Source organism: Pseudomonas sp. GW823-FHT06E10 (assembly GCF_058794995.1).
The window spans coordinates 196,070-219,168 of the sequence record NZ_JBXAHJ010000008.1; the positions used below are offsets into that span (position 1 = coordinate 196,070).

General features: G+C 60.0%; 23 protein-coding genes. 5 read left to right on the plus strand and 18 right to left on the minus strand.

The features are described 5' to 3' along the window. Positions 1-27: 27 nt before the first annotated feature. A complete protein-coding gene (locus tag AC1Q6Y_RS15480; protein ID WP_492624771.1) occupies positions 28-843 on the minus strand; it encodes an SDR family oxidoreductase in 816 nt (271 codons plus the stop codon). Positions 844-1,120: 277 nt separating this feature from the next. On the opposite strand from AC1Q6Y_RS15480, the gene AC1Q6Y_RS15485 reads away from it, so the two are divergent. After that, a complete protein-coding gene (locus AC1Q6Y_RS15485) occupies positions 1,121-1,279 on the plus strand; it encodes a DUF3309 family protein (protein WP_172435350.1) in 159 nt (52 codons plus the stop codon). Positions 1,280-1,336: 57 nt separating this feature from the next. Here AC1Q6Y_RS15485 and AC1Q6Y_RS15490 read toward each other — a convergent pair whose 3' ends face one another. The 10 genes from AC1Q6Y_RS15490 to AC1Q6Y_RS15535 form a co-directional block, all read right to left on the minus strand. Then, positions 1,337-3,430 (minus strand): LTA synthase family protein, encoded by a 2,094-nt coding sequence (locus AC1Q6Y_RS15490; RefSeq protein ID WP_057713746.1) that lies wholly within the window; start codon positions 3,428-3,430, stop codon positions 1,337-1,339. 337 nt (positions 3,431-3,767) lie between these two features. Continuing rightward, positions 3,768-4,373 (minus strand): START domain-containing protein, encoded by a 606-nt coding sequence (locus AC1Q6Y_RS15495; RefSeq protein ID WP_489339049.1) that lies wholly within the window; start codon positions 4,371-4,373, stop codon positions 3,768-3,770. Between the two features lie 41 nt (positions 4,374-4,414). Further along, positions 4,415-4,669, minus strand: a complete 255-nt coding sequence (locus AC1Q6Y_RS15500) for a YkgJ family cysteine cluster protein (RefSeq protein WP_046037440.1) — start codon at positions 4,667-4,669, stop codon at positions 4,415-4,417. A 166-nt stretch (positions 4,670-4,835) separates the two neighbouring features. Then, complete coding sequence (locus tag AC1Q6Y_RS15505) at positions 4,836-5,315, minus strand: translation initiation factor 2 (protein WP_150812227.1); 480 nt, start codon at positions 5,313-5,315, stop codon at positions 4,836-4,838. 80 nt (positions 5,316-5,395) lie between these two features. Beyond that, the gene (locus tag AC1Q6Y_RS15510) at positions 5,396-6,835 is read right to left on the minus strand and encodes an aminotransferase-like domain-containing protein (protein ID WP_007973699.1); all 1,440 of its coding nucleotides are present in this window, start codon (positions 6,833-6,835) and stop codon (positions 5,396-5,398) included. 201 nt (positions 6,836-7,036) lie between these two features. Beyond that, the gene (locus AC1Q6Y_RS15515; protein WP_057713742.1) at positions 7,037-7,849 is read right to left on the minus strand and encodes an OmpA family protein; all 813 of its coding nucleotides are present in this window, start codon (positions 7,847-7,849) and stop codon (positions 7,037-7,039) included. After that, positions 7,846-8,202 (minus strand): DUF4398 domain-containing protein, encoded by a 357-nt coding sequence (locus AC1Q6Y_RS15520; RefSeq protein ID WP_056727192.1) that lies wholly within the window; start codon positions 8,200-8,202, stop codon positions 7,846-7,848. The genes AC1Q6Y_RS15515 and AC1Q6Y_RS15520 overlap by 4 nt, the downstream gene beginning before the upstream one ends. A 9-nt stretch (positions 8,203-8,211) precedes the next feature. Then, entirely contained in the window at positions 8,212-9,051 is an 840-nt protein-coding gene (locus AC1Q6Y_RS15525; RefSeq protein ID WP_492624772.1) for a substrate-binding periplasmic protein, read from the minus strand. A gap of 198 nt (positions 9,052-9,249) precedes the next feature. Continuing rightward, a complete protein-coding gene (locus AC1Q6Y_RS15530; RefSeq protein WP_492624773.1) occupies positions 9,250-10,179 on the minus strand; it encodes an electron transfer flavoprotein subunit alpha/FixB family protein in 930 nt (309 codons plus the stop codon). A gap of 2 nt (positions 10,180-10,181) precedes the next feature. Beyond that, positions 10,182-10,931: an electron transfer flavoprotein subunit beta/FixA family protein gene (locus AC1Q6Y_RS15535; protein ID WP_015093946.1), complete on the minus strand. Its 750-nt coding sequence runs from the start codon at positions 10,929-10,931 to the stop codon at positions 10,182-10,184. A 548-nt stretch (positions 10,932-11,479) separates the two neighbouring features. Here AC1Q6Y_RS15535 and AC1Q6Y_RS15540 point away from each other — a divergent pair. Further along, on the plus strand, positions 11,480-13,144 hold the full coding sequence (locus tag AC1Q6Y_RS15540) for an electron transfer flavoprotein-ubiquinone oxidoreductase (RefSeq protein WP_057713739.1): 1,665 nt from the start codon (positions 11,480-11,482) through the stop codon (positions 13,142-13,144). A gap of 97 nt (positions 13,145-13,241) precedes the next feature. Here AC1Q6Y_RS15540 and AC1Q6Y_RS15545 read toward each other — a convergent pair whose 3' ends face one another. Further along, entirely contained in the window at positions 13,242-14,132 is an 891-nt protein-coding gene (locus AC1Q6Y_RS15545) for an AraC family transcriptional regulator (RefSeq protein ID WP_057713738.1), read from the minus strand. A gap of 202 nt (positions 14,133-14,334) precedes the next feature. Here AC1Q6Y_RS15545 and AC1Q6Y_RS15550 point away from each other — a divergent pair, with 202 nt between their 5' ends. After that, positions 14,335-15,387, plus strand: a complete 1,053-nt coding sequence (locus tag AC1Q6Y_RS15550; RefSeq protein ID WP_492624774.1) for an NAD(P)-dependent alcohol dehydrogenase — start codon at positions 14,335-14,337, stop codon at positions 15,385-15,387. Here the strand turns inward: AC1Q6Y_RS15550 and AC1Q6Y_RS15555 are convergent. The 6 genes from AC1Q6Y_RS15555 to AC1Q6Y_RS15580 all read right to left on the minus strand — a co-directional run bounded on the left by AC1Q6Y_RS15555 (position 15,384) and on the right by AC1Q6Y_RS15580 (position 21,187). Beyond that, positions 15,384-16,187 carry an IclR family transcriptional regulator gene (locus AC1Q6Y_RS15555; protein ID WP_150812222.1) on the minus strand — a complete coding sequence of 268 codons (804 nt, stop codon included), beginning with the start codon at positions 16,185-16,187 and terminating at the stop codon, positions 15,384-15,386. The two genes, AC1Q6Y_RS15550 and AC1Q6Y_RS15555, sit on opposite strands and share 4 nt — an antisense overlap. 60 nt (positions 16,188-16,247) lie before the next feature. After that, a complete protein-coding gene (locus tag AC1Q6Y_RS15560) occupies positions 16,248-17,558 on the minus strand; it encodes an MFS transporter (RefSeq protein WP_057713735.1) in 1,311 nt (436 codons plus the stop codon). A 171-nt stretch (positions 17,559-17,729) separates the two neighbouring features. Then, positions 17,730-18,878, minus strand: a complete 1,149-nt coding sequence (gene dgoD / locus AC1Q6Y_RS15565) for a galactonate dehydratase (protein WP_102671668.1) — start codon at positions 18,876-18,878, stop codon at positions 17,730-17,732. Positions 18,879-18,926: 48 nt separating this feature from the next. Continuing rightward, entirely contained in the window at positions 18,927-19,547 is a 621-nt protein-coding gene (locus AC1Q6Y_RS15570) for a 2-dehydro-3-deoxy-6-phosphogalactonate aldolase (protein ID WP_057713734.1), read from the minus strand. A 19-nt stretch (positions 19,548-19,566) separates the two neighbouring features. Continuing rightward, positions 19,567-20,559, minus strand: coding sequence for a 2-dehydro-3-deoxygalactonokinase (locus AC1Q6Y_RS15575; protein ID WP_492624775.1), 993 nt, complete (start codon positions 20,557-20,559; stop codon positions 19,567-19,569). 145 nt (positions 20,560-20,704) lie between these two features. After that, positions 20,705-21,187: a GNAT family N-acetyltransferase gene (locus AC1Q6Y_RS15580; RefSeq protein WP_057713732.1), complete on the minus strand. Its 483-nt coding sequence runs from the start codon at positions 21,185-21,187 to the stop codon at positions 20,705-20,707. 293 nt (positions 21,188-21,480) lie between these two features. On the opposite strand from AC1Q6Y_RS15580, the gene AC1Q6Y_RS15585 reads away from it, so the two are divergent. Then, positions 21,481-22,686 (plus strand): MFS transporter, encoded by a 1,206-nt coding sequence (locus AC1Q6Y_RS15585; protein ID WP_492624776.1) that lies wholly within the window; start codon positions 21,481-21,483, stop codon positions 22,684-22,686. Positions 22,687-22,767: 81 nt separating this feature from the next. Further along, positions 22,768-23,091, plus strand: a complete 324-nt coding sequence (locus AC1Q6Y_RS15590; RefSeq protein ID WP_492624777.1) for a hypothetical protein — start codon at positions 22,768-22,770, stop codon at positions 23,089-23,091. Positions 23,092-23,099: the final 8 nt, after the last annotated feature.

Consider the following 23,099-nt stretch of genomic DNA (forward strand, 5'->3'; position numbering starts at 1 on the left):
TAACCACAGCGTTGCCTGCGGGCAAGATCAGCTTGCGGATTGCCTGGCCTTGGTGCGCATTTTGTCGGCCATGGCGGTCATTTCGTTGTAGAGCAATTGCGGGTTCTTCTGCTTGATCGCCCAGGCCATGCGGCCCTGTTCGTGGGGCAGGATCATGAACTCGCCGGCGGCGACCTGCTGATAGATGTAGTCGGCGATGTCGGCGGCGCTGATGGGCGAGCTTTCCAGCAACTTGCCGACCTGGGCTTTCATGGCCGGGGTCGGGCCACGGAAGGAGTCCAGCAGGTTGGTCTGGAAGAACGACGGACACACCACATGCACGCCGACTTCCTGATGCGCCAGCTCGATCAGCAGGCTTTCGGACAACGCCACCACGCCCGCCTTGGCCACGTTGTAGTTGCTCATCGCCGGGCCTTGCATCAGCGCGGCCATGGACGCGATGTTAATGATCTTGCCTTTGCTTTTTTCCAGCAGTGGCAGGAAAGCCTTGCAGCCCTTGACCACGCCCATCAGGTTGATCGCGATCTGCCAGTCCCAGTCCTCCAGGGACAACTCACTGAAGAACCCGCCAGACGCTACACCCGCGTTATTGACGATGACATCGATGCCGCCGAGTTTGACCTCGCAGGCCTGGGCGAACGCTGTCAACTGGCTGTAATCGCGTACGTCGCAGCGCTGAATGAAACCGTCGCCGCCCGCTTCGCGGACCAGCTTGAGGGTTTCCTGCAAGCCGGGCTCGCTGACGTCCGACAAAGCCAGTTGCCAGCCTTCACGCGCCCAGCGCAGCGCGATTTCGCGACCCAGGCCAGAGCCTGCACCAGTGATCATCATGCGATTTTGCATAGCAGACAGCCTTGTTGTTCTTGGAAGATGCACCGAGTGTAGCGAAGGAAATTGCCCGACCCACGCTCCATCAGATTGCTGAATGGCCCGAGCAAACTGCGGGAGCGTCTGACGCAATCAAGGCAACTACAAAAAATAATAACCCGTGCGAAATACTTCAAAAAAACTTGGAATTTTCCTGCAAGCGCAACAGTCCGAATTTTTAAGCAGCTCGAATTTACTTCATTCCCGCTGACCTTGATTGGCATGGTCAATCCACTGCATTTTCGACAAGGAAATAGACATGGGCACAATACTGATCATCATTCTGATCCTGTTACTGATCGGTGGTTTACCGGTCTTCCCGCACTCCAGAAGTTGGGGTTACGGCCCGTCCGGTATCATCGGCGTCGTATTGGTGGTGCTGTTGATCCTGCTCTTGCTTGGCCGAATATAAGTATCCGCCAGGCAAAAAAAAGAGGCCCTTGAAGGGCCTCTTTTCTTGCGTCACAACTTAGTCCGGCTTGCCATCAACAACACCGGCGGTGTTGTCCAGCAGGCTCTTGGTCGCTGTTTGCAGGAACGCTTCGAGCTTGAGTTTCAACTCGGCGGTACGCGGCGCATCAGCAATGACTTCGGCGCGAGGGTTGGCACCCAATTCATACTGATACAACTTCGGCGCCATGTCCTTGTCCTTCGGCAGGACCAGAATCTGGTCCGCGGTGAGGACGGCCGTGGTCTGCTCACTGCCCGACGGCTTGATCACACCAATACCGGCGTCGCCTTGCGGCAGGTTGAGCAGGTCGCGTCCCCAGCACTGATGACGTACTTCGCCACCGATGCGGCCCATGATGGTCGGCACGATGTCGATCTGAGTGCCCACGGTGTGGTCACGCTGGCCGAACTTTTCCTGGATGCCCGGCGCGATCATCAGCATCGGCACGTTGAAGCGGCCCAGGTCCATTTCGGTGATCTGCCGTTCGTTACCAAAACCGTGGTCACCGACGACGACAAACAGGGTTTCCTTGAAGTACGGCTCCTTGCGGGCCTTTTCAAAGAACTGGCCCAGTGCCCAGTCCGAGTAACGCATGGCGGTCAGGTGTTCGTTCAGGTTGCCACGATCGGTCACGCGCTCGACCGGCAATGGCGTCGGCAAGGCGTAAGGCGTGTGGTTGGACAGGGTTTGCAGCAAGGCATAGAACGGCTTGCCGTTTTCCCGCGCCTTGAGCTCGACCAGGCCACGGTCGAACATGTCCTGGTCGGACACGCCCCAGGTCGGATCAGAGAACACCGGATTCACGAAATCGTTACGGCCGATGAAGTTGGTCATGCCCTGGTTGCTGAAGAAACCCGACTGGTTGTCCCAGGCGAAATCGCCGTTGTAGACATACACGTCGTCGAAGTCACGGGCGCTGAGCAACTGCGGCAGACCGGACAGCTTGTGGCTGCCTTCCGGGGTCTGCATCAGGTATTCGAAGCCCGGCAGGTTCGGGAAACAGGCCATGGTGGCGAACATGCCCTGGTGGGTATGGGTACCGTTGGAGAAGAAGCGGTCGAACAGCAAGCCTTCCTTCGACAGTTGGTCGAGGTACGGCGTGATGTTGCCTGGCCCACCCAGCGCACCCACCGAGTGACCGGCCATGCTTTCCATCAGGATCACGACGACGTTCTTGATCGGCAAGGTCTTGTCGGCTGGCGGGGTGTAATCGCGACGTACCGCCGCGGTCTCGCCATCCACCAGTTTGTCATCCGCCATCACCAGCATGTCACGCACCACTTGCTGGGCTTGTGGCTGTGGCAGCGTGGCTTTCCAGATATTGTCGCGATCCTCGGACATCCGGCTCTTGGCGGCGGCGACCAGAGAAAGCGTACCGTTGAGACCCAACTGGTTGGCGAAGTTGGAATCTGTGGTGTAGACATCACCCCAGCGCATCGGCGGGCCTTGGCGCAAGGTGCCACGGGCCGCGACGACGCAGATCAGCAGGCAAACCACGAACACGCCAATGCGTGCGTACCACGGCGCGACCTTGCGTGTGCCGATGCTGCCGCCACTGAACGGGCCACGAGGGCGGGTCGCACGGTCGGCGCCCTTGAATGCCATGCTCAGGATCACGGTACCCAGAGCCCACGCCAGCAGATAGCGGACCACCGGGAAACCATACCAAAGCATGCTGGCCACGGTTTTCGGGTCTTCCTTGACGTACTGGAAGACCAGGCCGTTGAGACGCTGGTGGAATTCACGATAGAAGTCCATCTCCATCAGGCCCAGGAACAGCGCGATGCTGGAGACCACTGTCAGCCAGAGTCGGAACAGCCCGCGTGCCGCCATGGCCCGGGCGCTGAACAAGGCCAGCAGCAACGGAATACTGAGATAGACCACCAGGCGCAGGTCGAAACGCAGACCGTTGGCGAATGCCTCGAGGAAGGTCGAAGCCGGTGTGTCGAGGATCATTGAGCTGTTGTAAGCCAGCAGCGCGACGCGCAGCAGACTGAACATGACCATCATGACCAGGGCACACAACAGCGTGTAGGCCAGATGCGATTTGACGGTCGGTTGCAGCAGGCGACTAGAAGCTCGCTGCTGACTCAGGGCGTCCGGGATTGCCATGTCGTTTTAGGACCCATTGGAAGTTGAAGTTTCAAAAATACAGCTGCGCCTTGCCCTCTTTTCGGCCCGTACCAGGCCTGGGGGTTTGCGCGGTGCGCAAATGTTGCACGATCAACGGCAGCATTGCCATTGATAACTACCCTCATCCCGAGTCTTTCATCCTGCATTCAGCCATACGCTGCGCGTTACGGGAGAGCCGGCGAATTGTCTTGGAGAGTGGGTGAAAATTTCGTGCAACGCATATCCGGAAACAAATTAAAACCTGAGCATCGTTCAAAAAAGCAAACGCCCCGATCGAGTCGGGGCGTCACGAAGTCACCTCAAAAGAGTGACACAATTACTTCTCGGCGCGTTCCTTGAGGGCTTTCAAGGTATTGAACGGGGCATCCACCACGAACTTGTTGGCCACCATCGACGGCACGCTGCCGCCCGGCTCTGTGTGCACCTGATAGGTCACTTCGATCTGGTCGCCCTTGGGTACGAACTTCCAGAAACCGTCGACCTTGGTGACCCGGACGAAGCCTTTTTCTTCAGGAATGTATTTCGGCACGCCTTCGAGCTTGCGGGTCAGGCTGCCATCGGCCCCTTCGATGGTGGTGATGTGCAACACCGAATCACGGGGAGTAACCGGCCACGGGGTGTTGAACTGAGTGTAGGTCCAGCTCTGCTCACCTTCGTGCTTGAGCAGCTTCTGGGTTTTGCATTCGTGAATCCAGGCGCAGGCTCCGGACACGTCGTCCTGCAACGCACGCAGCTTGGCCATGGTGGTCTTCATCAGCGTGACGCCCTGGTAGGCCTTGTAGTCGGAGCCGGCCACTTCACTCAGGGAGATCTTGATGCCGTCTTCGTCTTTCTTGACTTTCCAGTCTTCGGCCTGAGCCGCCGAGGTAGCTAGCACAACCGCCAAACCACACAACACAGCCATACGATGCAGCGAACCCATAGTCTTATTCCTTATTGTTGAAGTTCCGTTCGTAGAACACATCACGCCGCCGTCATTTGCTCCCACCAGCCAATCAACCGGATGGCTTCTTCGCTGCTGCTTCCGCACACCTCGGGGTCGGCCTCGAAGGCAGAACACACCGCCGGCCGTTCCGGCTGGCCGAAAATACTGCACAGGTTATCGGAGGAAAGTTGCAGGCAACGCTGCCCCGCGGCCTTGCCATTGGGCATACCGGGAATCGGTGAACTGATGGAAGGGGCAATGCAACAAGCGCCACAGCCCTCACGGCATTTCATGACGACAAGCTCCTCGCGACGAGCAATGTGTTAATGGACGGGGCACAGAGTACCCGTTAAAACAGTTGTTTTAAATTACCTGCGGGCGGGTTTTTCAACGCAAACGAACATGACCGGCCAGTCTCCGACAAAGCGTCTGGCCTGCGGCTCGCGGATCCTGACGGGGTTACTGCTTGAACTCGAAATCCAGTGCCGCGCCTTCGACCTCGTGGCGTTCTTCATTTCGCAGTTGCAGCTGCATTTCGTTGCTGAGCAGGCGGCCGTTGAGCTGGAACTCGCTGTTGCCGCTTTTGTCACCGAACATCTGGGGTAACAACGGTTCGCGCCTGACCAACGGCACCGTTCCGACCGGCTTGAGCTCTTGAACCATATCCTTGGGCAAGCTCAGATCCAGTTTGGTAGATGGAAGCTCAGTCTTTGCCACCTCGCTGGCCGGTTTCGATTTGGAGGCAATGGGCGGACGCTTTTTCACGGGCGTCGCCTGCTTACCGGCCACCGAGGCTTTTTTGACAGGTGCGGCTTCTATCGGTGCGACGTGGAAACTGCCGGTAGTCTGATCCTGCTCGGTAGCAGCCACGACGGATGCCGGCTGAATACTCGCAATCAGGCAGAGCAAAAGCCAGGCGGCAGGAAAAGTCGGTTTCATGTATCCAACGGTGGGTGCAAACGGCAGAGATGCATATGCTCGCCTGTTGCAGCCCACAAGACAAGCGCAGTCGCAGCCTGTTACAAACCGCCAGCCATCTCCTGGCAGAGTTGGGTGGCCAGCATGCCCAGGGTCATCAATGCACGCTCGGCCTCGCGGTTCCACGGGGTGCCGCAATTGAGCCGGATGCAGTGATTGAATTGCTCGGTATTACTGAAGATCAGTCCCGGCGCGATACTGATGCCCTGCTGCAATGCCCGCACGTGCAACTCTTGCGTGTTGACCCGCCCCGGCAGACTGACCCACAGAATGAAGCCGCCGGTAGGTCGGGTCATCTGCGTGCCTTCAGGAAAATACTGCTGCACGGCCAATTGGAAGGCACTGAGGTTTTTCCGGTACTCCTGACGGATGAAGCGCAAATGCCGGTCGTACCCGCCATTTTCCAGGTACGCGGCAATTCCCATCTGGGTCACGCTGCACGCGGAATGCGTACTGAAGGTCTGCAAGCGCTGGATTTCCTGCTGATACTTGCCGGCGATCATCCAGCCGATCCGCACGCCAGGCGACAGGGTCTTGGAGAAGCTCGAGCAATAGATCACCCGGTCCAGCCGATCGTAGGCCTTGAGAGACTTGGTGCGCCCCTGCTCGAACATCAGCTCACCGTAGATATCGTCTTCGACAATCTGGATATCGAAGTCCGACGCCAGGCGCAGCAATTGTTTCTGCCGCTCCTCCGGCATGGTGCCGCCCAACGGATTGCTCAGGCGGGTGGTCAGCACCAACGCCTTGATCGACCATTGGTTGGCCGCCAGTTGCAGGGCTTCCAGGCTCATGCCCGTGGCTGGGTCACTGGGGATCTCGATGACCTTGAGCCCCAACAGGTCGGCCAGTTGCAGCAACCCGTAATAGGTCGGCGACTCGGCCGCGATCAGATCGCCCGGACGGGTCAGCACACGCAAGGACATCTGCAGCGCATCGACGCAACCGTGGGTGATCACCACCTCCGACGGATCGACCACCACGCCGGCATCGCGCATGCGGATCGCCACCTGTCGGCGCAACGGCTCGAAACCAGGGCTGAACATGTAGCTGAAGGCCCGCGGGCTATGGAAACGGGTGACTTTGGCCAATTGCTGATGCAGTGCCCGCACCGGCAAATAGTCGACACTCGGCACCGCAGCGCCCAGCGGGAAGACACCTTCACGACGGGACTCGACCAGGACTTGCTGAATGATGCTGCTGCGGGTGACCAGGCCAGGGCGCTCGACCCGGGCGATGTCCGGCGTCGGCGCGGTGAGTGCCGGCGTCTGGTGCACGTAGTAACCCGACTGCGGCCGGGCGCGGATCAGCCCCTGATCCTCGAGATTGGCATACGCCTGCAACACCGTCGCATGGCTGACATTGAGCTGCGAGCTCATCTTGCGCACCGAAGGCACGCGCTCCCCCGGCTGATAGACCCCACGGCGGATGTCTTCGGCCAGTTGTTGAGCAATACGTTGATAGAGCAAAAGATTGGTCATGACGCAGCACTCGATTTCACGGGCATTTTATTCTTGTGTGAAACAATACCGGAACAGTTTAGAAGTGTACGGGGACAGTTGCCACAATAGTCGACCGTACAGTGCAGTGTCAGCAAAATCTGTACTGTTTTGTGCGGTAATCGGCAGGCATAAAAAAACCCGGCACTGCATGGCAGGCCGGGCTTTCCAGCGACGCAACCCTTAGCGGGCAGCGCCGAGCTGGCCCTTTTCGTCGGAAAACACAATTTCCACCCGACGATTCTGCGCCCGGCCCCGTTCCGACGCGTTCGCGTCCACCGGATACTCGTCGCCATAACCCTCGACCTGGATGCGCTTGTCGTCGATACCCAGGTCCATCAGCACGTCAGCCACCGATTGCGCGCGGTCGCGGGACAGCTTGAGGTTTTCCTGCTTGCCCCCGGTACTGTCCGTATAACCTTCGATCCGCACCACTCGCTTGGGGTTGAGTTGCAGGAACTGCACGATCTTCAACACCACACGGTTGGCCGACGGTTTCAATTCCGCTTCGCCGGTGTCGAACAGCATGTCGCCCAGGGTCATCACCAGACCGCGGTCGGTCTGGCTGGTCGTCAATGCCAGGATCTGCTCCTCGAGCCATTTGCCTTGCTGCTGCACGCTGAACAGTTTGGACTCGCGCAATGCCAGTTGCAGACGCTGCCGCTCCAGTTCGAGTTTTGCCGCTTGCTCTTCGTTGAGCACCTGATTGGTGTGCTCCCGGGCAATGGCGCTGTAGCGCTGGCTCAGGTAGGCGTAATGCACCACATCCGAACCGCTGCCCCAATAGCTGGACAGGCGATCGGCACGGGCCAGGGACTCACCGGCGCGAATCACGTCCTTGGGGGCGATTCGCAGCACATTGGAGTCTTCCTTGACCTTCTGAAAGTCGGCACCGGCCTGCTGCAACGCGGACTCGCTGTGCTGGCTGGCGCAGCCAAAGAGGCTCGCGCAGCCTGCCAGGATCAAACCGCCGAGGGCTTTGCTCTTGAGGCTCATTGGGCATCTCCCAGTTGCTTGCGCAGGCGGGCGATGCGGGTGTTGAGCACGTTCAACTGTTCCTCGCTCTTGGCCGTCAACACCTTGGCTTCAGCCAGGCGCGCATCGAGTTCGGCCTGTTCGGCCCGCATGCGTGCGTTTTTGAAGGATTGATCGGTCATGTTGCCCTTGGCGCGGTTGAACTTGTCTTCGGCCAGTTTCATTTCCGGCACATCGTCGGCGGTGGCGCCTACGGCTTTGGCCTGTTCGAGTGCCTGTTCGGTCAGGCGAATCTGTTCATTCGGCGCAGGATCGGTTGCACAACCCGCCAGGGCGGCAAAGGCCACGGCAGCGAAAAGAGGTCGAATACTCACTGAAAATCCTTACTGTTTTGGGGTACTGACGGGTTGTTGCGGTGGGCTTGGCTGTGGTTGTGAGCGTTGCGCTTTCCATCGCTCGATATTGCGCATCAGCACGGCCTCCGTCAGTCCGGACGCGGGCAATTCTGTCATCTTTTTGGCCAACTGTCCGCGCAACCACGGATCGTTGCACGCCGAGTCATGGGAAATCGCCAGGTACAGGCCAGGTTTGTCGACCGGTTGCGCGCGCGCGACCAGGTCAGCGGCCATGCCCAGTGTCTGTGCGGTCGCCATGCCCGAGTAACGCCCTGCCAGTACAAACTCGACCTCGCCCAACAGCAGTTTCTGAAAGGCCTGGGTCAGGTTGGACGTGCGCGTGAGGGTCAGTTGCTGTCCGGCAAAGGTGCTGAATTGCGGGGTCATTCGGGCCTTTTCCGACACGGCACCGGGATGGCCGTGCAGGTCCTGTGCTTCGTTGTAGACCAGTGTCGAGTCCTTGCGAGTCCAGACCAGGTAGTCGTTTTCCAGCAAGGCTGGATGGATGTAGTCCAGGGTCTCCAGTTCGCTGACGGTCAACGTCGCGTCCGCCAGCATGTCCATGCGCCCGCTGCGCACTTCGTCCAGGGCCTGGGCGCGTTTGCCGGCATAAAGCAGTTCGACCTTGAGCCCCAACTCCCCCGCCACTTGCTGCAGCAAATCGGCGCTGGCACCGATCAGGTATTTGGGATTGTGCGGGTCTTGCCACAGGTACGGCGGTGCGTCCGGGCTGCCGGTGACCACCAGCCGCTCGCATTTACCTGCGGCGACAGACAGCGTCGGCAATAGCGTCAATCCCAGCAAGCTCCAGACAAGGCGCAGATCCATGGCGACACACTCCACTCAAACTCGGTGATGCCCCCCTGTAGGAGCGAGCTTGCTCGCGATGGATTCAAAGGCACCGCGTTTATCCAGGATCAACGCGTCATCGTTAACGTCCATCGCGAGCAAGCTCGCTCCTACAGAATGAAGAGCAAAAAAAAGCCCGACCAAAAGGCCGGGCTCTTTATAAGTGAAGCAGCCGGATTAGACCAGCTTCTCCAGCTCAGGGATGGCTTCGAACAGGTCCGCCACCAGGCCGTAATCGGCCACCTGGAAGATCGGCGCTTCTTCGTCCTTGTTGATCGCAACGATCACTTTGGAGTCTTTCATGCCGGCCAGGTGCTGGATCGCGCCGGAGATACCGACGGCGATGTACAGCTGTGGAGCAACGATCTTGCCGGTCTGACCGACCTGCATGTCGTTGGGTACAAAACCTGCGTCGACCGCGGCGCGCGATGCACCGACGGCAGCGCCCAGCTTGTCGGCCAGGGCGTACAGGTGTTTGAAGTTGTCGCCGTTCTGCATGCCGCGACCGCCGGAAACGACGATCTTGGCAGCGGTCAGTTCCGGACGATCGGACTTGGCCAGTTCTTCGCCAACGAAGCTGGAGATGCCAGCGTCGTGGGCAGCGCCAACAGCTTCAACGGCAGCAGAGCCACCTTCAGCTGCAACCGGGTCGAAACCGGTGGCACGCACGGTGATCACCTTGACCGCAGCGTTCGACTGAACGGTAGCGATGGCGTTACCGGCATAGATCGGACGCTTGAAGGTGTCGGCGCTTTCTACCGAGATGATCTCGGAGATCTGGTCAACGTCCAGGGCAGCGGCAACGCGCGGCAGGATGTTTTTGCCGTTGGAAGTGGCGGCAGCCAGGATGTGGCTGTAGCCCTTGCCCAACTCTGCAACCAGAGGAGCGACGTTTTCCGGCAGCTGGTGCGCGTAGGCAGAGTTGTCAGCTACCAATACTTTGCTCACGCCAGCGATTTTCGCAGCGGCTTCAGCCACGGCACCAACACCCTGGCCAGCGACCAGAACGTGGATGTCGCCACCGATTTTGGCGGCAGCAGCAACGGTGTTCAGGGTGGCAGGAGCCACAACCTTGTTGTCGTGCTCAGCGATTACCAAGATAGTCATGATTAGATTACCTTCGCTTCGTTTTTCAGTTTCTCGACCAGTTCAGCCACCGACTTGACCTTGATACCCGCGCTGCGTGCAGCCGGCGCTTCGACTTTCAAAGTCTTGTTGGTGGAGGCGGTGGAAACGCCCAAAGCATCCGGAGTCAGCACTTCGAGAGGCTTCTTCTTGGCTTTCATGATGTTTGGCAGAGACGCATAGCGCGGCTCGTTCAAACGCAGGTCGGTGGTGACGATCGCCGGCAGTTTCAGGGAAACTGTCTGCGCGCCGCCGTCGATTTCACGGGTCACAGCTACGCTGTCGCCGCTGATTTCGACTTTCGAAGCGAACGTGCCCTGACCGTAGCCACTCAATGCAGCGAGCATCTGGCCAGTCTGGTTGTTGTCGCTGTCGATGGCCTGTTTGCCAAGGATCACCAGCTGAGGCTGTTCCTTGTCGACAACAGCTTTCAACAGTTTGGCAACAGCCAGGGAAGTCAGGTCTTCGGCGGACTCGACGAGGATGGCGCGGTCGGCACCCAGAGCCAGCGCGGTGCGCAGTTGCTCTTGAGCGGTGGACGGGCCTACGGAGACGACGACGATTTCAGTCGCAACACCCTTCTCTTTCAGGCGTACGGCTTCTTCCACGGCGATTTCGCAGAACGGGTTCATCGACATCTTGACGTTGGCAAGATCGACGCCGGAATTGTCCGCCTTGACGCGAACCTTGACGTTGTAATCCACAACGCGTTTGACAGCTACAAGAACCTTCATGGATTCCTCGTTACTCTCCGGTGAAAAGAAAGTCGCCTAGGCGAACCTGGCGGTTGATGCTCATCGGGCGCAAGGGCACCTCCAAAAACGCCGGCAAAGCTGTCAAGTGACCATCGCTCATGATCTGGATGACCGTTGGTCAGTGGTGACTGACGAGTCATTCAACATCGCGGCGTGTAAACTGCACATCAAACCCGCGCAGCGCATCACTCTCTACTGCCATCGCCCTGTCTTTAGAGGTGCTCTTGAAACCAACAGCCAGCCTACGGCGAGCGCAAAACCGCCCGTATCTTGACCGGAACGCCTATTCCGGTCAATACGCCAAAATGGCCGTTCATAAGGCGCGTGACTTTGATTTCTCTGGCTTTGAGCCAATTCAAACAAACGTTTGTATTGGACGCTGAGAGTGGTGTAGATATAATGCGCCACCAAAAGAGAAAGGTGGTCAATCGATTGTCCTCTTCCGGCGTTGCGCCGGAATTCATGGATGCGACACCCGACTTCCAAATTAGAAAAAAAACTGTTGAGCCTTGAGTAGGAGATAACCTGTGGAACGCGAATACATGGAATTCGACGTGGTCATCGTCGGTGCCGGCCCCGCTGGTCTTTCCGCCGCCTGCCGCTTGAAGCAGAAGGCCGCCGAAGCCGGTAAGGAAATCAGCGTCTGCGTGGTCGAAAAAGGCTCCGAAGTCGGTGCTCACATTCTGTCCGGCGCCGTGTTCGAACCACGGGCCCTGAACGAACTGTTCCCGAACTGGAAAGAACTCGGCGCGCCGCTGAACACGCCCGTCACCCGCGACGACATCTTCGTGCTCAAGAACGCTGAAAGCGCGCAGAAAATTCCAGACTTCTTTGTGCCCAAGACCATGCACAACGAAGGCAACTACATCATCTCCCTGGGCAACCTGTGCCGCTGGCTGGCCCAGCAGGCCGAGAACCTGGGCGTGGAAATCTACCCTGGCTTCGCCGCTCAGGAAGCGCTGATCGACGAAAACGGCGTGGTTCGCGGGATCATCACCGGCGACCTGGGCGTTGACCGCGAAGGCAACCCGAAGGAAGGCCTGTACACCCCGGGCATGGAACTGCGTGGCAAGTACACGCTGTTCGCCGAAGGTTGCCGTGGCCACATCGGCAAGCAACTGATCAAGCGCTTCAACCTGGACACTGACGCTGATGCCCAGCACTACGGCATCGGCCTGAAGGAAATCTGGGAAGTCGACCCGGCCAAGCATCAGCCAGGCCTGGTAGTGCACACCGCCGGTTGGCCGATGGACATCATGGGCACCGAGAACACCGGTGGCTCGTTCCTCTATCACCTGGAAAACAACCAGGTCGTGGTTGGCCTGATCGTCGACCTGTCCTACAGCAACACCTACCTGTCGCCGTTCGACGAGTTCCAGCGTCTCAAGCATCACCCGGTGCTTGCTCAGTACCTGGAAGGCGGCAAGCGCATCAGCTATGGCGCACGTGCCATCTGCAAGGGCGGCCTGAACTCGCTGCCGAAAATGGTGTTCAAGGGCGGCGCGCTGATCGGTTGCGACCTCGGCACCCTGAACTTCGCCAAGATCAAAGGCAGCCACACTGCGATGAAGTCCGGCATGCTCGCCGCTGAATCCGTGGCCGAGGCGCTGTTCGCCGAGAAGGACGGCACCGAAGAGCTGACCACTTACGTCGACGCGTTCAAGAAGAGCTGGCTCTACGAAGAACTGTTCGCCAGCCGCAACTTCGGCCCGGCAATCCACAAGTTCGGCGCCATCGTCGGCGGCGGTTTCAACTGGCTCGACCAGAACATCTTCGGCGGCAAACTGCCGTTCACCCTGCACGACACCAAGCCGGATTACGCTTGCCTCAAGCTCGCGGCCGACTGCAAGAAGATCGACTACCCGAAACCGGACGGCAAGCTCAGCTTCGACAAACTCAGCTCGGTGTTCATCTCCGGTACCAACCACGAAGAAGAGCAGCCATGCCACTTGAAGCTGGCCGACGCGAGCATCCCGATCAGCAAGAACCTGCCGCTGTACGACGAACCTGCCCAGCGTTACTGCCCGGCCGGCGTGTATGAAGTGATCACCAAGGAAGACGGCGAGAAGCGCTTCCAGATCAACGCCCAGAACTGCGTTCACTGCAAGACCTGCGACATCAAGGATCCTGCTCAGAACATCACCTGGGTGGCGCCGGAAGGTGCCGGCGGCCCGACTTACCCGAACATGTAAGCCGAACCGCTGAACATCAAGGCTCCCGAAACGGGGGCCTTTTTGTTGCGTGCGATTCAGGACATAACACCGCCCCCACAGGGGATCTATTACCAACTCAGGCAGCGCGTTCATCCCCGGGATTACGCTCGAAGTACCGCTTGTACTCGCGACTGAACTGCGACGTGCTCTGATACCCCACCCGATGCGCCACCTGCGCCACACCCAGCCCCTCCCCCACCAACAACTGCTGCGCCCGCAGCAGACGCAATCGCTTCAGGTACTGCACCGGTGACAACAAGGTGCTGCGCTTGAAATGCTCGTGAAAGGTCGACGCACTCATGTTGGCGCAACTGGCCAGGGTCTCGACATTCAACGGTTCGGTGTAATGCGCATGCAGATGACTGAGGGATGCCGCGATCCGGGCGAACTGCCCCTGCTGCTCAACCAGTGCCCGCAATACATCGGCTTGCGGACCGCGCAAAGCGACGAACAGCAACTCACGCAAACGCGCTTGCCCCATGATCTGGCATTCCAGCGGATCGTGCAGGCAACGCAGCAGCCGCTCGACACAACCGCGCATGGCGTCATCAAGCACTGCCGAGGTCATGGACTCCGGTGTTTGCGCCGGAATATGCCGCCCCGGCGCCAGGCCCATCGCCAACACCAACTCGCCCAGCATCACCCGGTCGATCGCGACGGAAACACCCAGCATCGGCCCGCTGGGCGCGGCAAAGGTTTCACACTCGAACGGCACCGGCAGCGCCTGAATCAGGTAATGCCCAGCACCATATTCCAGGGTGCGCGGCCCCAGGTACGCCAGTTTGCTGCCCTGGGCGATGATCACCAGGCTCGGCTCATAGATCTGCGGCCCACGGGCCACGTCGCAACTGGCCCGCAGAACCTGTACGCCCGGCAACGCAGTCGGGACGAAACCGTCGCGAGTGGACAGCGGCTCGATCAGCGAAACCAGGGTGGCATTGGCATCAAGGTAACGGGTCAACAGCATGGGGCTCTTCACAAAAAAGGTCACAAAAAAGGTCACGGAATAAGGGACGAAAGCATCATCGCAGGTCTGATTGCCAATGGGTTCGAACAGAGGCGGATGCCGGAGGAATAGGCATGACACCCGGAGGAATCGCCATGGCCGGTACAGGGGACGACGCCCAGAATGCGCCACCTCACCCGTCAGCGCTTTTGCGAGGTTCACCATGTACACCGCCATCGGATACGCCGCCCAGTCGGCCACCACTCCCCTCGCCCCCGTGAAATTCGAACGTCGCAGCCCAAGGCCTGACGACGTTGCCATCGAGATTCTCTACTGCGGCGTCTGCCATTCCGACATCCATCAGGCCCGCAACGAGTGGGGCATTGCCGTTTACCCGCTGATGCCTGGCCACGAAATCGTAGGCAAGGTGACCGCCGTAGGTGCGAGTGTCACCCAGCATAAAGTCGGCGATCTGGTCGGTGTCGGCTGCATGGTCGATTCCTGCCGCAGCTGCGAAGCCTGCCAGGCCAACCTCGAGCAATACTGCCTCGAAGGTCCGACCATGACCTACGCCACCCCGGACCGCGTGGATGGCAGCAACACCATGGGCGGCTACTCCAACAGCATCGTGGTCAGCGAGCACTTTGTGGTGCGTATCCCGGAAAAACTGCCCCTGGCCAGCGCCGCGCCGATCCTGTGCGCCGGCATCACCACCTACTCACCGCTCAAGCACTACGGCGTGAAGGCCGGTGACAAGGTCGGGATTCTCGGCATGGGCGGCCTGGGCCACATGGGCATCAAGTTCGCCAAGGCCATGGGCGCCGAGGTGACCTTGTTCACCCGTTCGGCGAGCAAGGCCGAAGAGGCTCGTCGCCAGGGCGCGGACCATGTGATCGTGTCCACCGATGACGCCCAGATGCAGGCTGCGGCCGGGCACTTCGATTTCCTGCTCGACACCATTCCGGTGCAGCACGACCTCAACCCTTACCTCGATACGCTGCGATTCGACGGCGTACATATCCTGGTGGGGTTGATCGAACCGGTGGAGCCACCGGTTCATGCCGCCAAACTGGTGTTGGGGCGTCGCGTGCTCGCCGGCTCGCTGATCGGCGGCATCGCAGAAACCCAGGAAGTGCTGGATTTCTGCGCCGAACACAACATCACCTGCGACATAGAGATGCTCGACATCCGCCAGATCAACGAGGCTTACGCCCGCATGATCGCCGGTGACGTGAAGTACCGCTTCGTCATCGACATGGCGACCTTGAAAATCTAAACCTTCAAGCCAAGCTCCGCCGACAGCCGGGCCGTGACCCCTTTGATCAGGGGAATCAGCTCGGCCATTTTTTCCAGCGGCATGTAAGGCACGGTACTGGCAATGCTGATGCCGGCGACGATACGCTTGCTGGCATCACGGATCGGAGCGGCCACACAGCGGATCGACGGTTCGTTGTCTTCCAGGTCGAACGCATAACCGCCGGCCACATACTCGACCATGCGCTGCTGAAACTGCTCCCAGGATTGCTCCGGGTGCTGCGGCCAGAACTGGTTTTTCCCACCCACCGGCAGGCTGACTTCGTACAGACGCTGCCACTCTTGCGGTGAATCATCGAGCATCAGCGCTTTGCCGATCCCGGTGCGCGCCAACGGCATGCGATGGCCGACCCGCGAACGCATTTCCGGGCCATTGCGCCCCGGATTCTTGTGCAGGTACAGCACTTCGTCGCCTTCACGGATCGCCAGGTGAATGGTGTCGCCGGTCAACGCCGACAACTCATCCAGGTACGGCCCGGCCAGGGTTACCAACGGCAGCTCTTCACGGGCCTGAAAGCCCAGTTCGATCAGTTTCGGCCCCAGCAAATAACCGACTTGCGGCACCACCCGCAGATAACGCTCGTCCACCAGGCAACTGGCCAGGCGATGGGTGGTGCTGCGCGTGGTGCCGATCAGCCGGGCGATTTCCTTGAGATCGCGGGCGCCGCTGGCCACGGCCTGGACCACACCCAACCCGCGAAGCAGGGTCTGGGTGCCGGTCGGCGCGGCGTCCTTGGCGATTTTTGGGGCGTCTTCCTGCATATCCAGCCTTTACCGTTGAGCGAGTGAACGGGCGGCATTATGGTCGCCCGCGTGCCACGACTACAACTTGATACGCTCGACCTTGCCCACCAGCAAGATGTAGGACAGTGCGCCAATCAGTGCCAGCACCGAGATGTAGGTGATCGCCGGGGCAAAAGAATCACCCGTCGCAAGGAAGCCGATCACGATAGGCGTGGCAATCGCCGACAGGTTGCCGATGAAGTTGAACACACCGCCGGTCAGCCCGAGCAAACGCGCCGGAGCCAAGGTCGATACCAGCGACCAGGTAATCGAAGCCAGGCCATTGCCGAAGAATGCCAGCGCGAGGAAGGCAATCACCAACGGCGTCGACTCGACAAAGTTGGCGCCGATGATCGAGGTGGAAATCAGCAGGCCGCTGATGATCGGCAACTTGCGGGCGAAACCTACCGTGTAACCGCGACGGATCAAAAAGTCCGAGAAGAAACCGGAACACAGCACACCGATAAACGCGGCGAGAAACGGCAGCGATGCCAACAGGCCGGACTTGATGAAGTCCATGCCGCGATACTTCACCAGGTAGGTCGGGAACCAGGTGAGGAAGAACCACAGTGTCGAGTTGAGGCAGAACTGCCCGAGGTAAATGCCCCAGAGCTTGCGCTTGGTCAGGACAATCCCCAGGTCGGTCCAGCTGAATTTGGCTTTGACCCTGGCCTGTTCGGCCTGGATATCCACCAGCCCGCCGCCCTCGCGGATCAAATCGATTTCCGCGTCATTGGCACCTTTGAAATCCCGTGGCTCGCGATACACCGCGTACCAGATCACCGCCCACACAATGCCCACCGCGCCAGTGGTGACGAACACCATGTGCCAGCCGAATTCGTGCTGCAGCCAGGCCAGCACCGGCGTCAGGAAGGCCAGACCGACAAATTGCCCAGAGGTATAGAAACCGATGGCCGTGGCACGCTCGCGCTCGGGGAACCAGGTGGTGACCACACGGCTGTTGATCGGGTACGCCGGCGCTTCCAGGGCGCCGACTGCCATGCGCAACACGAACAGCGCGATGAAGCTGCCGGCGAAGCCGAGCATCACCGTGGCCACCGACCACAACAGCAAGGCAACACTGTAAAGGATGCGCGGTGGCACGCGATCCACCAGCCAGCCGCCGGGGATTTGCATGGCCGCGTAGGTCCAGCCGAACGCAGAGAAGATCAGGCCGACGTGGATCGGGTCGATGCCCAGGTCACTGGTCAATGCCGGGGCAGCGATGGACAGGTTGCTGCGGTCCAGGTAGTTGATCACCACGGTGATGAACAACAGCACCATGATGAAAAAACGCTTGCGGCTGGGCGTCACCAACGACGCCTGCCCGGTGAGGGTTTGCGGTTGCATGGGGGGTGCCTCTTCTTATGGTTATTGAGGTCAATTTGAAACTTCGCGCAGACCCCTTGTAGGAGCGAGCCTGCTCGCGATAGCGGTGTGTCATTCAGCATTGATGTCGACTGACACACCATCGCGAGCAGGCTCGCTCCTACAGGGGATAGGTGGTGGATCAGAGATCACTCACCACTCGGCAAAACTGCCATCGGCATGGCGCCAGATCGGGTTGCGCCAGCGGTGGCCGATGGCGGCGCGTTCGATCACGTATTCCTCGTTGATCTCGATGCCCAGGCCCGGGCCGTTCGGGATTTTCACGAAGCCTTTGTCGTAGTCGAACACCCTTGGGTCTTTGACGTAGTCGAGCAGGTCGTTGCTCTCGTTGTAATGGATGCCCAGGCTCTGTTCCTGGATGAACGCGTTGTAGCAAACCGCGTCCAGTTGCAGGCACGCCGCCAGGGCAATCGGGCCCAACGGGCAATGCAGCGCCAGCGCCACGTCGTAGGCTTCGGCCATGTTGGCGATCTTGCGGGTCTCGGTGATGCCACCGGCGTGGGAGGCATCCGGCTGGATGATGTCGACATAACCTTCGCTGAGCACGCGCTTGAAATCCCAGCGCGAGAACAGCCGTTCGCCCAGGGCAATCGGCGTACTGGTCAGCGGCGCCAACTCTTTGAGCGCTTCGTAGTTTTCGCTCAGCACCGGCTCTTCGATGAACATCAGCTTGTACGGATCAAGCTCCTTCATCAGTACCTTGGCCATGGGCTTGTGCACCCTGCCATGGAAGTCCACGCCTATGCCGACGTTCGGGCCGACGGCATCGCGCACGGCAGCGACGTTGGCCAGGGCCTGGTCGACCTTGTCGAAGGTATCGAGGAATTGCAGCTCTTCGGTGCCGTTCATTTTCACCGCGGTAAAACCACGCTCGACCGCTTCTTTCGCCGCACGCGCGGTGTCCGCTGGACGGTCACCGCCGATCCACGAGTACACACGAATCTTGTCCCGCACCTGGCCACCCAGCAGATCGCTGACCGACACGCCCAGCGCCTTGCCCTTGATGTCCCACAAGGCCTGATCGATACCGGCCAGAGCGCTCATGTGGATCGCGCCGCCACGGTAGAAGCCGCCGCGATAGAGCACGGTCCAGATGTCTTCGATGTTGCGTGGGTCTTTACCGATCAGGTAGTCGGACAATTCTTCAACGGCAGCGGCAACGGTGTGGGCGCGGCCTTCGACCACGGGCTCACCCCAACCGGTGACGCCCTCGTCGGTTTCGACTTTGAGGAAGCACCAGCGCGGCGGAACGATGAAGGTGGTCAGTTTGGTGATTTTCATCTTTTGGCTCTCTTATTAGATGCAGCGCGCTCGGCGCTCAATGAAGTCTTAGCGAAGGGCTTTCCAGGCAGCGACGTAGGCCTCGGCATTGGCCGCCACTTGCGTAGGCGTCATGCCCGGTTTGAACAGGCCGGAACCGAGGCCGAAACCTTTGACGCCGGCGTCGATGAACGACTGCATGTTGTCTGGCGTGATCCCGCCAACCGGCGCCAGCAGGGTTCCGGCAGGCAATACGGCGAGCCAGGCTTTGACGACTGCCGGCCCCATCTGCTCGGCCGGAAACAGCTTCAGCACATCCGCGCCTTCAGCCAGTGCCGTGAAGGCTTCGGTCGGCGTGGCGACACCCGGCGACAGGTACAGCCCTGCCGCTTTCGCCGCGCGCAAGACCTTCGGATCGCTATGGGGCATGACGATCACCTGGCCGCCCGCGGCTTTCACTTGCTCGACCTGCTCCGGCGTCAACACCGTACCGGCACCGATCAGGCAATCGGCGGGCAAGGTACTGCGCAGGATGCGAATACTTTCGTACGGTTCAGGGGAATTGAGCGGCACTTCGATGACGCGAAATCCGGCGGCGTACAGGACTTCGCCGATGGCCGCCGCTTCCTGCGGACGCAGGCCACGCAGGATCGCGATCAGGCCGTTTTGCGCCAGGGCTTGTTTGAGCATGTCAGGACTCCAGTCAGGTTTAACGGGATGCGGTGCACGTGACCAGGCCGGCAGCCAGCGCCAGTTGCCACAACCCGCGTTCGGTGGCCTGATCGGCCAGAGTCACCCGGGCAAAACCGCAGGCGTCGAGCGCACGGCTGTAGCGGGCACAGAGTTGGGTGTTGCCGATGAGAATGATCGAAGGCAGATGCACACTGTTGCGTCGGCGCCGCTGGACATTGGCCACGGCCGTCAACTCGTGGCCGATCAGCAGGCCGGACAGATAGTCCGCCTGGGCGATTGCGCTCAACTCGCCGGTCAGCCCGAGACTGCGGGCGCTGAACATCGTCGACAGCAGGCCGATTTCACCGTGCGCCGACAACGCGACCTTCACGCCGCGATCAAACGCATCGCCATCGAAAGACGCGCCACATTGTTGGGTGCGTCCGAGAATGCTGTGTTGACTGAGCACGGCGAAGACTTCGCCGGTCATGAAAGTGTCGAAGTGCACGATGCAGCCGCCGGCCACTTCCACCCATTTCGAATGGCTGCCCGGCAGGCCGATCAGCAGATCAGCGCCCGCCTCGCTCGTCAGGTTTTGCAGCACGCCGAGTACCTGGGTTTCCTCGCCGCGCATCACGTTCGGCAAAGGCGAACGCTCGATGACGCCGGGCACGATGTGCACATCGACGCCGCGCCGGCTGCGAACGGTTTGCAAGGAAGTACCGAGCGTGGCGACGTTCGCCGGCGTGTCCCGGTAGGCCGCTTCGCTCCAACCCTGGGCGCTGCCGACCATGCCGCAGGCAATCACCGGCAAATCCGGCTGGGCGTCGAGCCAGTCGCCACAAGCCTCATCGAAGGCCAGTTCGAAACCATCGGCGCATTCCCGGCCGCCAATGATTCGCGGCGCTTTCGGCAGCTGCATGATCCCCGACGACAGCGAACGCTGTTCGAGCACTTGCCCGCCTTCGGCCAGTTTGTAAGCACGTAATGAGGTTGTCCCCCAGTCGAGCGCGATCAATTGCGCCTGCATCGCTTCACCTGTTTTGGTTTTTGGCAGTGAGTGAGCGGGACTATAAACCTGTGACGGGACAAATCTCAATATATAAATATCAATCCCACATTATGAGACAAGACAAAAAAATCGCAGCCCGAAGGCTGCGATCTTTTGGAAGCGATCAGTTACCCGCTGCAAAATCCCGCAACACCGCCCCATCCATCCGATAGCGCACCCACTCCTCCTGCGGCTGCGCGCCCAGGGATTTGTAGAAATCGATGGCCGGCGTATTCCACTCCAGCACGCTCCACTCGAAACGGCCGCAGTCGTTGGCGCAGGCGATTTTCGCCAGATGCCGCAACAGGGTCTTGCCCGCGCCACCGCCGCGTTGTTCCGGGGTGATGTAGAGGTCTTCGAGGTACAGGCAGTTGCTGCCAAGCCAGGTGGAATAGCTGAAGAAGAACACCGCGAAACCGATGGGTGCACCCTCGCGCAGGCAGATCAGGCCATGGGCTGTGGCGCCTTCGCTGAACAGGCTGCGCTCGATATCGGCAACGCTGGCGATGACTTCATGGCGGGCACGTTCGTAGTCGGCCAGTTCAGTGATGAACGCGAGGATTTGCGGTGCGTCACTGGGGGTCGCCGGGCGGATTTCGATCGTCATGGACGTGCCTTGTCAAAAGTGGAAAACGCCATACTAAGTCGGCGCGGTATTTGTGGCGAGGGAACTGTCCCAACACCTGTAGGAGCGAGCTCGCTCGCGATGGTCGTTAACGATAACGCGTGCTTTCTGGATACATGTGGTGTTCTCGGGGTCATCGCGAGCAAGCTCGCTCCTACAAAGGGGGTTTACTCCGGCCGGCACTAACCCTGGAATCGATAACCTCGGACCTAATATTCGGGGTCTGCGTGGTTAGATAGACGCGCTGCTCATTTATCCGGTCAAGGAACCGCGTCATGCCCACCGCAACACCCCCAGTTTCAAACAAGCTGTTCGGCCTTTTTTGCCTCGCCAGTTACCTGTTGTCATTGTCCTACGGCTCGACGTTTCTGCTGTCGTTGCTGATTGGTTCTCGCGGCGGTAACGAACACGACGCCGGAAGTGTGATTTCGGCGGCAATGCTGAGCACCTTTGCAGCGGTGATTGTTTCCGGTCATTTGTCCGACCTGCTCGGTGCCGCCCGCTCGGTGGCGCTGTTCGGTGTATTGCTGGTAGCGGCCAGCCTGGGCTTCGCCCTGACCCCGGGCTTCGGTCATCTGCTGTTGTTTTTCGGCCTGCTGCTGGGCTTGGGCTGGGGCGTGTTCTACACCCTGGGGCCGATCATCGTGGCGAGCCTGGTGACACCCGCGCAGCGCGCCAGATACTTCGCCCTGTTGTCCGGCAGCATGATGACCGGGATCGGCAGCGGCCCTTTGCTCGGCCGCGCGGCGAGTGCGCTTGGCTATCCGGTGACCGCGGCGTTTTACCTGGCGGCGCTGGCCAGCCTGATCGGCGTATTGCTGTTCTGGCGCCTGGATCGACAACTGAAACCGGCGCCCGCGCAATCTGGCAGCGTGTCGCGAATTTCCTGGCGTGCAGCGGGTCAGGTGCTGTCGTCCAGGGCCGTTTTCCCGATCATCATGGTTGGTCTCGGCGGCTGCGTGTTCGGTGGTCTGTCGAGCTTTCAAACCAGTTATGCCGCAGCGCGCTCGCTCGACTATTCGCTGTTCTTCCTCGGCTTCATGAGCGCGGCGATCAGCGGCCGCATGCTGGTTGCCGGTTTCGTGGTCAAGCGCGATCCATTGCGTGCATCGTGCCTGCTTTCGGGGCTGATGCTGGCATCGATCGTGATGTTCGGTGCTGTCGTCGACAGCAGCGTCAGCTACGTGCTCGCGGCGGTGATGCTCGGGATCGGTTACGGCCTGACCTACTCGGTGATCAACGGCCTGGCCGCCAATGAAGCGCCGAACGGCACCACCGCACAATCCTTGCTGCTGTTCAGCCTGTCGTACTTCATCGGCGTGTTCGGATTTCCATTGCTGGCAGGGAAAATCATCGTCGAGCAAGGCATGCCCACGCTGTTGCTCACGGTGTTGGCGGTTGCCTCGCTCAACTGGCTGATCACCGTGGGCCGCTTGATCTGGCGTAGAGCCACAGCGGTCAGGGCACTGCAGGAGGCCTGAGCCGTTCGTCGCTGACTATGCACCCATCCGGATCGAGGGCGGACTAATCAGGTAAGGACTCTACTCGCTGGAGACACCACCATGACCCTGTCCAGGTTGACCGCCCTCGTTCTCACTGCCCTTTTATCCGCCGCCTCCTTCGCCGGAACCATCGGCTCGAGCACCGGCCCGACCAATCCGGTGGAAAAACCCAGGGCTCCCGCCATCCAGAGTGCCCCCGGCATGAACACCGATGGCACGACGATCGACCATAACCTGCCGCCCGCCACCGGCACCGACCCGCGGATTCAAGGCAACGACGCGGGACGTCAGGGCGGGACGAACCTGCCGGACAAAAAAACACCCGGCAGTGGTGGCCTCGGTTCAAGCACCACCGAGGACGAGGAAAGCCATTTGAGCCAGTAATGAAGCCA